The following is a 9,589-nucleotide window of genomic DNA, read 5'->3' as shown; positions in this document are numbered from 1 at the left end:
ACACGACCGTTAAGCCCTCCAGCGCCGATGGTACTTGGACCGCAGGGTCCTGGGAGAGTAGGACGTTGCCAAGCACACAAAAAAAGCACAGCCATAAGGCTGTGTTCTTTTTTATATCCGATTCATTTATCGCTCACATGAAAGACTCATGTCATGCCTTCGGCTAAAAGCACTATAATATTCTTGGGTACAGAATATGCATTGTGCGATGTTAATCTATTTCAACCTGTTCTACCTGGAGGGCACTTAAGGCTTGAAGTTTACGGGTTATTTCCTTTTGCCACTTTATATCTCCGACTTGTACGGCAAGATTGAGAAGATCCAAATAATCATCGATATGCAGGGAGGTTTTACTAGAAGCTTCTTTCACTGCGGTCCTGCCTCCTTTAAGTCTATGTGTATTTATAATTTAATAATGATAATCATTATCAAAAAGTGATGTTATTTATATTATGCCTGTCTTCTGGATAAATTGCAAGATATGATATGAATGAATTTTGAAGCACGCAAATGGAGGGCTTAAAAAAACAAACCCTTCTCCTTAAGTTCACGCATTGTTCACGTCTTTTCTATGGAACATAATGAAAAGAACAAGCGGGCATTGAGTGTCCACCGATCAGGAGGATAAATTGCGCAATGCTTCAACCAGAGGAGGAAAAGGAATATGAGCAGAGTAAAAATGAAAGCGTTTGCCACTGTAGCGGCGGGCGCCTTGGCATTGACGCTGGCAGCTTGTAATAACGGACAAAGCGCAAGTCCGGGAAATCCAGGGGAAAAGGGTGGAGGCAATGTAACGAAGGATGTGACGATTACCTTTCAAAACATCAATCCTGATCCTAGCACCCCTTCGTACAAAATGATTAAGCAGATTGTAAGCCAATACGAGCAGGATCATCCTCATGTCAAAATTGAATTGGATTCGCTAAATACAGATCAGCAAAAACTCAAGCTGAAAACACAAGCAGCAGCGAAAGAAGTGCCGGATATCACGATTGTAAATCCGGCTGCACAGATGAAGCCATTCGTAGATGCCGGACTACTCGCGCCCTTAAATGATGTGGCTGATAAAGAGGGCTTGAAAGATACGTTTCAGGATGGGCTTCTTAATTACTATAGCTTCGATGATAAGCTTTATGCTTTTCCGGATGGCAACAATATAGAAGTGGTCTTTTACAATAAAGAACTGTTCGAGCAGGCGGGAATTCAAAAGTTGCCGGCCACCTTTGATGAGTTGATTACGACGGTCAAGACGCTGAAAGCGAAGGGAATTACCCCAATTGCCATTGGAGAAAAGGATTCATGGACTGGTTCCCTCCTTTTTATGAATATTTTGTTGCGTACGAATGAAGGACCCAATTTCCTTAATGATGTGCTGGATGGTAAAAAGACGTTCAACGACCCAGCTTTTGTGGAGGCTGTAGATGCATTTCAGGAGTTAGTGCAGGCTGGAGCTTTCCCAGATGGAGCCACATCTATTGACTATAATGCAGGCGGAAATATTTTTAAAACTGGAAAAGCTGCGATGTATATCATGGGTACTTGGGAAACGGGTTCTATTGATGCATCTCCGGTAGCAGGTAAGGTAGGAGCGTTCCAATTCCCTACGGTGAATGGCAAAGGGGATGTGAATGAATATGTCATTGCACCGGGTAGCGCGTTTGCGGTATCGGCAAATAGTGAACATTTACAGGAGACGAAGGACTTTCTGCACTATTTTATTACAGAGATGCCGAAGATTCAGTTTGAGCTGAAAAATGCAATTGGCAGCGGTCAGAAAATAAAAGGCGATCTGAAGAAAGCCGGGTATTCCGAGTTGGCCATTAGTCTCAATGAGCTGTTTAAAAATGTAAAAGGAGGGGACCTCGCTTTTGACAATACGATGAACCCCGCTATTGCGCAGGCGCATCTGAGTAGCATTCAGAACCTGTTCGTGCAACAAGAGGACTCTGCACAAGTTGCGAAGGAACATCAGAACACTTTTGAAGCGAATAAATAAGTGAAGATATTGCAAAAATCGAATAGCGACTTCTGATGAACAAAATATAGCTCGAAATGCCCTAGCTCGTCTAGATATTGTATCTTTCGGAGGACTGGATCAATTTTGCAAAATCCTGAATAAGCTAGGGGAGGGAGCGAAGGTTCCCCTCCCTGATTAGGAATTGCTAATGGCTAAGCATCCCCCAGAAGTTGCTCCGAATCATCATAAAGGAGATTAGAGCATGAATGTACTGAAGGTGCCGACACGCACGATTGCCGTTTTCGTGCTGCCCTGCCTGTTGTTGTATACCTGTATGGTATTTGTTCCGATTCTGGTATCTGTGTATTGCGGGCTGCTGGATTGGAACGGAATTGCTGAGGCGAAGTTTGTGGGACTGGCTAATTTTAAGCGAATTTTTACAGCCGATCCAGTGTTCTGGCCATCCGTGAAGCGGACGATGATGTTCGCTGTATTTTCTATGCTGGAAATCCTGCTCTGTCTTCTGCTGGCCATTTTACTCAATCGTTATGTGCGTAAAGCAAATACATTGGTTACGATGTATTTTCTGCCGGTCATTCTATCGGTGGTCATTATCGGCCAGTTGTGGAAGACGATCTACAATCCGGCCTCGATGGGTGGGATGCTGAACGGTATTTTGATGGCGGTCGGGCTGGAAAGCTGGACACGCTCTTGGCTGACGGAACCGCAGGTAGCGATGTATGCTCTATATTTTGTCTCGTTGTGGCAATATTTTGGCTACCATTTGCTTATCCAGTTTACCGGGGTACAAAATATACCCAATGAGCTGTATGAAGCAGCTAAAATTGATGGAGCAGAAGGATTCAAAGCAGACCGTCACATTACGTTGCCGCTCATTGTGCCTATTTTTAAAATATCGATTGTATTAGCCTTTATCGGGTCCTTACAATCGTTTGATTTGATCTGGGTAATGACAGGAGGAGGACCAGCCCATGCGACGGATACAGTATCCACGTATATGTACAATATGTCCTTTTTATCTATGAAATACGGGTATGGCAGTGCATTGGCCTCTTTTCTTGTAGTCATCTGCTTGTCATTTACAATTGTGATAAATTTTGTTTTCAAACGTATTGAAAATAAGGTAAGCTAGAGGAGATGGGACTGTTGAACGCCTTGAAGAAAATGGGGGTCTTCGCCCTGTTGGCCGTCTTAGTGGTCACGCAGCTGTATCCACTCTTTTGGCTGCTGACTTATTCGTTGAAGACGAATGAAGAGATATTAGGTTCAAGCTTCTTTGCACTCCCTCAAGTGCCCCAGTGGCACAACTACCAGGAAGCCTATGAATCAGGGAGTTACTTGCGTTATTTAGGAAACAGTGTGCTGGTGACCGGGGTTACGATGATTTTTGTCATTGTATTAAGCTCGATGACTGCTTATGCAATTACACGTTTTCGCTGGCGTTTCGGGGCTGTTGTGCTGACGTTGTTCTTGGTCGGGATGATGATCCCCATGCAAGCTACACTGCTACCGCTGATGGTGATGTTTAAAAACGTCCATATTCTGAATACGTATTTCTCGCTGATTTTACCCTACATCGCTTTTCAGACACCGATTGCGGTCTTCATCCTATCCGGCTTTATGCGGTCCATTCCCCACGAAATTGAAGAATCCGCCTACATTGACGGAGCGAGCATTTATCGTATCTTCCGCAGTGTAATCTTACCTATCTCGATTCCGCCTATCATGACAGTGTGTATTTTAACTTTCATTAATATCTGGAATGAATACATTATGGCTGCCACCTTTATCTCGTCCGAAAAGCTAAAAACTCTCCCTTTCGGCGTATATACGTTCGTCAGCCAGTATTCTGTGAATTACGGCAATATTGGTGCTTTTCTGGTCATGGGAGCCTTACCGGTTATTATTATTTATTTTGTCCTGTCCGAAAAAATCACCAAGGGTATGGTTGCGGGAGCGGTAAAAGGATAGGCGGTCAATGCGAAAGGAGCGCACGGAGGTATGATGCGCCGTTTTCAATCCATTCAATACCGCTTGTTTGTTTTATTCCTATTGAGCATGTCCGGTATTGTGCTAGCGGTCAGTCTATTATTCTACAACCGTACTACGGTGCAGTTCCATGATAAGGTCAGCGAGCTTGCACGTAAAAATGTATCTCAAACGGCAGGATTGTTTGAATTGCTGCTCGGCAGCTATAACAGTCTCTCCAAGTCAATCAGCAACAATATGGACTTGGTTCGTCTGCTGACCACAGATCGTAGTGACTTGCCTGCTGTCAATTACATTAACGAACGTACGATTACGAATATCCTTGGAGCCATCTATTATTCGCGCGAGGATCTGATAGGCATTCATGTGATCACAGACACAGGCAAGGTATACAATTACGGGAATTATATGAATGTCATTGATACTCATTACGAGCAGACGGAATGGTACAGGGAAATTCGAAAGTCGGCGGGTAAAATTGCATGGCTGGGTGTTTATCCTCACTCTGTCATCGACCAAGTGGAAACCAGGCCTGTGTTTGCTTTTGGACGGCAGCTCTATGATCTGGATGAACACAAGCCGATTGGTATTGTTTTGTTTGAGGCTGAACCGCGTTCCGTTTTGTCCGCTCTCCACAATTTACGGCTGAGCAATAATAGCCAAGTCTATCTGTTAGGCCATGAAAATCGAATTGTATCAGCTACCTCTTCTGATCCGCCACCAGATTTGAGAAATCTAGAGCAGCAGGTCCCGGAGGAGGATGTAATTGTAGATCGGAGTAAAGAGAAAGTTGTAATCGCTTCCAAGCTTCCGTTTGCTGATTGGTCGGTGATTAGTGTAACACCCGGTGAGGATCTGAACGTGGAACTGGCGCAAACTCAAAGATACTTGTTTATCGTGGCACCCATACTTATTATGTTGTCGGCGCTAATTGCATCCATCGTCTCCAGAGGCATCTCCCATCCGCTCAAACGAGTTATTCGGGAAATGAAACGGGTAGAGACAGGCAATTTCCGCCACACGGTAAACATCACATCCTATGAAGAAATCAACCAGTTGGCTACCTCTTTCAACCATATGGTAAGACGAATTGCAGAACTGATTGAGCTGGTGCGTGTATCATCAGTCAGCGAAAAAAATGCTGAACTGCACGCTCTACAGACGCAGGTTAATCCACATTTTCTGTACAATACGCTGGATATGATCTATTGGATGCTAGATGAAAAGGGACAGGATCAGCTCGGAGAGGTAGTGCTCTCCTTATCCCATATGTTCCGTTACAGCAGTCACTGGGAAGAGGGAGCCGATGTAAGCCTTCGGGAAGAAGTAGAGCAGGTCGGTCATTACCTCACCATTATCCAGGCCCGGCTAGAGGGCAGGGTAGCTGTCGACGTCTACATCGAAGATCGATGGCTGGATATCCGTGTACCCAAAATGACCTTGCAGCCACTGATTGAAAATGCGGTGAAACACGGGCTGGAGCCTCTTCATGCAGATACAGGTGGCAAACTGCTCGTTAGAGCGGAGGAGTATGATGGTGTATTGAGCCTACACATCATCGACAACGGAGTAGGAATGGAGTATGAACGATGGGAGGTGGTCCAGGTCGCTTTGGCAGAACCCGGCAAACAGGCGGGCAGCGGGCAGGCGGGAGGCATCGGCCTGCAAAACCTAAATTTAAGGCTACGGCACATGTTCGGAGAAGAGTACGGCCTACGGATCTCCAGCGCACCAGGAGCCGGAACGACAGTCACTGTAAATGTGCCTCTGCCACAGAAGGAGGAAAAACATGAATATTCTGATAGCTGACGATGAAAGTATGATTCGACAGGGGATTCGGCGTACTATTGGCCAAGCACTACCAACCTGCGGCATTCATCTCGCTGCTTCCACCGAGGAAGCAGCAGGCATTCTGGCGGAGCATCCTGTAGATATTGTATTGACCGATATCCTGATGCCCGGTATGGATGGTCTGGAATTCATGCGTATTTCCAAGCGAAAGCATCCTCATCTGCAGTGGGTTGTCATTTCGGCCCATTCCGACTTCCAATATGCACAAAGAGCAGTAAAGCTGGGTGCCAAAGACTACCTGTTAAAGCCCATCGGTAAAAAAAAGCTGCTGGAATGTATTGAAGTATTAGCAGCCGAAGCGCTTGTGGCCTCGCAACAGGCGAACGAAGGCAGGCTTCTTAAATCCAATATGGTTTATTTACGTGAAGCTGTTTTCCAGCGTTATGCACTTGGATTGGATACAGGCAAGCTGGATATACAGCCCTTCGTCGAAAATTATCCAGAGTTCCATCTTTTTATGGTTCGCATGGAACCTGATCACAAGCAGACGCATTTAGAGCATTTTATGATTGAAAATGTATTGTCCGAGCTCATTGAGGCTGGGGGCAGCGGCTTTGTCGTCAGTCTGGACCGCCATAGTCTGCTGGGGATTGCAAGGCTAAGGGATGAAGCAGAGGCCGCACGGCTGGAGTCTTTGCTTGAATCCCATTTGAAGCGTTATGTGAAGGTACCTTTGCAAATTACACGCTCGGGTGTTCACCACAATTTCTCATCCATACCTGAAGAGGTGGCGCGACTAAGACGAACGCCAGAGGAGATTGCAGCTGCAGCAGCGGATACAGGAGAATGTCTCCGTAAGGGCATGCACACGGTTGATGTAGCATTGCAGTATATTCAGGCTCACTTTACAGAGGAGCTGTCACTGGAAAAGGTGGCCTCCATCGTATTTTTAAATCCAGTATATTTCAGCCAGTTATTCAAACAAAAAACGGGACAAGGCTATAAGGATTACGTCATTTCCTTGCGTATGGAAGAGGCAAAGCGGCTGTTAAGTGATCCTCTTTTGCGGCTGGCTGATATTTCCGAGCGGATCGGCTATCAAGATATGCGACATTTTACACAGGTATTCCGGCGCAAATGTGGAATGACTCCGACCGAGTATCGGCATCAAGGAGTGAAGTAAGGCGGCATCAACGACCGAATGAAGGAAGTTCATCCAGCATCAGACTGTTTCAGGAGTAGAGCGGTAGAGCATCTACTCGGGAACAGTCTTTTTCGTGTCTCCAGCTTGTAGCAATTCAACAAATTTGCGGGCTGCATTGGATAAATAACGATCTTTGCGCCATACGACGGCAGGCTGTGTGAAGGGGAATGGCTCCTTAATGGAGAGTGTGCGAAATCTGTCCTCGTATTCTTGTCCCAAGCCAGCGTCTGGAATGATGGTAATTCCCATGCCTGTGGAAACGAGCGAGAGAATGGTCGATATTTCTGGACAGTCCAGTACGACGCGCGGAATAAGATGGTGTTCCTGAAATTTGCGGATGACGGTTTCGTATAGTCCGTGTCCTTCTGTTCGGCGTCCCAACAAGAGGTCATAGCTGGCAGCTTCCTGTAATGTAATTTCCCCACTGGGATGGCGATCTGCCCATTCACACGGAAGAACCGCAACAAAAGAAACGCCCTCCAGTTCAATTGTATGGTAGGATTTGTCATCTACCGGAAGCAGCAGCAGGGCCAGATCCACTTTATTTTGGTGCAGCAGCTCTTCCAGATGATGTGTGTCTCCGTGTCCTATTTTAATGTATACCTCTGGATAAACCTGATGAAAGTGACTGAGTTGTTCAGTAATCAGAGACATACAGGCGGATGAGGTGCCTATGGCAAGTGTGCCGGTTACTCTGTTTTCAAACTCCCCAATTTCTCTACAGGTGTCCTCCATTTCAGCCAATAATCGTTTGGCGCGTGTATACAGTGTATATCCGGCCTCGGTAACTTCCCACTTCTTTCCTTCACGGTAAATCAGCTTTACACCAAGCTCGTCCTCCATATTTTTGAGTTGCTGACTCAGTGGAGGCTGGGCCATGTTGAGCGTTCTGGCGGCCTTGGTGATTTGCCCTTCCTCCACGATGATGCAAAAGTAATGCAGATGCTTCAAGTCCATTGGGATTTCCTCCTCATTTCTAAACAACGCTTCAATTTGAATACTTTTAAAGTATGCATTACATATATTATATATATTTTTCGTGTGCAGGGAACGGGCGTATAATTTTTGATAGTAATGCATGGGTGAACATAAAACGATGATGGAAGGAGGGGTCATATGAAGAAAATCATTGTAGGAATTTCGGGAGCGACAGGGTCGATCTTTGGTATCCGTATATTACAACAATTACGAGAGGCTGGAGTAGAGAGTCATCTGGTGCTATCCCCGTGGGCTATTGCCAACATACCCTATGAGACAGGCTACACGGTGAAGGAAGTGGAGGCAATGGCGGATGCAGTCTACTCGTATAAGGATCAGGCCGCACGTATTTCTAGCGGCTCCTTCCGGGTAGATGGTATGGTCGTCGCTCCTTGCAGTATGAAGACTCTTGCCTCTATTCGTATCGGTATGGCGGACAACCTGCTTACCCGATCAGCGGATGTGATACTGAAGGAGCGAAAGAAGCTGCTGCTCATGACCAGAGAAACACCATTAAGCAGTATCCATCTGGAAAATATGCTGGAGCTGTCACGTATGGGCGTGATGATCCTGCCGCCGATGCCTGCCTTTTATAATCATCCTGCAAGTATCGAGGAATTAGTGGATCATATTGTTTTTCGCGCATTGGATCAGTTCGGTATTGTCACAACCGCAGCCAAACGCTGGGATGGGATGAAGCAGAATGACTCCAGGCTGCACCAGAATTGAGAAATCGAAAGACGAAGGAGAATGAATGATGGCTTATAAAGACTTTCGCGATTTTCTAAACACCCTGGAAAAGGAGGGACAATTACTCACGATCAGCGATGAGGTAAAGCCGGAGCCAGACCTCGCAGCCGCTAACAGAGCATTAAACAACCTTGGAGATAAGACGCCTGCTCTCTTTTTCAACAACATCTATGGATATACGGATGCTCGTATTGCTATGAATGTGATGGGCTCCTGGCCCAATCATGCCCTCATGATGGGAATGCCCAAAAATACGCCGCTCAAGGAGCAGTTTTTTGAATTTGCCAGACGCTATGAACAATTTCCGATGCCTGTGAAGCGGGAAGAAACCGCTCCTTTTCATGAAGTCGAGATTACAGAGGATATTAATTTGTTTGATATTTTGCCGTTGTTTCGTTTGAACCAGGGAGACGGAGGATTTTATCTGGACAAAGCAATTTTAGTTTCACGCGATCTGGATGACCCGGATACCTATGGCAAGCAAAATGTTGGCTTGTACCGGATGCAGGTAAAAGGCAAGAACCGTTTGGGCATCCAGCCTGTACCACAGCATGATATTGCGATCCATATCCGTCAGGCTGAGGAGCGCGGCGAAAATCTGAAGGTGGCTATTGCCCTCGGATGTGAGCCTGTGATTACAACGGCTGCTTCTACGCCGCTGCTGTACGATCAATCCGAATATGAGATGGCGGGCGCCATTCAGGGCGAGCCTTATCGTGTGGTCAAAGCGAAGGATGCAGACCTGGATCTACCTTGGGGAGCCGAGGTCATTTTGGAAGGCGAAGTGTTAGCAGGTGAACGTGAGTATGAAGGTCCATTCGGTGAATTCACAGGTCACTATTCCGGCGGTCGCGCGATGCCAGTCATTCAGATTAATCGTGTATATCACCGCAAACAGC

Annotated in this window: 9 protein-coding genes and 1 rRNA gene; 8 read left to right on the top strand and 2 right to left on the bottom strand. The window is 46.2% G+C overall.

Going from position 1 to position 9,589, the window contains the following annotated elements; genetic code table 11:
• A 5S ribosomal RNA gene (gene rrf / locus AC5V8P_RS19460) occupies window positions 1-74 on the top strand; the annotation flags it as partial.
• Between the two features lie 137 nt (window positions 75-211).
• On the opposite strand, the gene AC5V8P_RS19455 is transcribed toward rrf, so the two are convergent.
• On the bottom strand, window positions 212-370 hold the full coding sequence (locus tag AC5V8P_RS19455; protein ID WP_196771861.1) for a hypothetical protein: 159 nt from the start codon (window positions 368-370) through the stop codon (window positions 212-214).
• A 294-nt stretch (window positions 371-664) separates the two neighbouring features.
• On the opposite strand from AC5V8P_RS19455, the gene AC5V8P_RS19450 reads away from it, so the two are divergent.
• The 5 genes from AC5V8P_RS19450 to AC5V8P_RS19430 all read left to right on the top strand — a co-directional run bounded on the left by AC5V8P_RS19450 (window position 665) and on the right by AC5V8P_RS19430 (window position 6,941).
• Entirely contained in the window at window positions 665-1,996 is a 1,332-nt protein-coding gene (locus tag AC5V8P_RS19450) for an extracellular solute-binding protein (protein WP_064796877.1), read from the top strand.
• A gap of 223 nt (window positions 1,997-2,219) precedes the next feature.
• A complete protein-coding gene (locus tag AC5V8P_RS19445; protein WP_064796878.1) occupies window positions 2,220-3,110 on the top strand; it encodes a carbohydrate ABC transporter permease in 891 nt (296 codons plus the stop codon).
• A 5-nt stretch (window positions 3,111-3,115) separates the two neighbouring features.
• Window positions 3,116-3,949, top strand: a complete 834-nt coding sequence (locus AC5V8P_RS19440) for a carbohydrate ABC transporter permease (RefSeq protein ID WP_419866083.1) — start codon at window positions 3,116-3,118, stop codon at window positions 3,947-3,949.
• Between the two features lie 30 nt (window positions 3,950-3,979).
• Window positions 3,980-5,776: a sensor histidine kinase gene (locus AC5V8P_RS19435; protein ID WP_064796879.1), complete on the top strand. Its 1,797-nt coding sequence runs from the start codon at window positions 3,980-3,982 to the stop codon at window positions 5,774-5,776.
• The gene (locus tag AC5V8P_RS19430; protein ID WP_064796880.1) at window positions 5,757-6,941 is read left to right on the top strand and encodes a response regulator; all 1,185 of its coding nucleotides are present in this window, start codon (window positions 5,757-5,759) and stop codon (window positions 6,939-6,941) included. The genes AC5V8P_RS19435 and AC5V8P_RS19430 overlap by 20 nt, the downstream gene beginning before the upstream one ends.
• Window positions 6,942-7,013: 72 nt before the next feature.
• Here the strand turns inward: AC5V8P_RS19430 and AC5V8P_RS19425 are convergent, their stop codons facing one another.
• Window positions 7,014-7,919, bottom strand: coding sequence for a LysR family transcriptional regulator (locus AC5V8P_RS19425; protein WP_064796881.1), 906 nt, complete (start codon window positions 7,917-7,919; stop codon window positions 7,014-7,016).
• 159 nt (window positions 7,920-8,078) lie between these two features.
• Between AC5V8P_RS19425 and AC5V8P_RS19420 the strand changes: the two genes are divergently transcribed.
• Together AC5V8P_RS19420 and AC5V8P_RS19415 are read left to right on the top strand one after the other, a co-directional pair.
• Window positions 8,079-8,669, top strand: coding sequence for a flavin prenyltransferase UbiX (locus tag AC5V8P_RS19420; protein WP_063212379.1), 591 nt, complete (start codon window positions 8,079-8,081; stop codon window positions 8,667-8,669).
• 28 nt (window positions 8,670-8,697) lie between these two features.
• On the top strand, window positions 8,698-9,589 hold an 892-nt coding region (locus tag AC5V8P_RS19415; RefSeq protein ID WP_495473788.1), incomplete at its 3' end, for a UbiD family decarboxylase.

Source organism: Paenibacillus sp. N119s (genome assembly GCF_059447605.1).
Note: the sequence above shows the minus strand (reverse complement) of the source record. Positions and strands in the feature narration are given on the sequence as shown.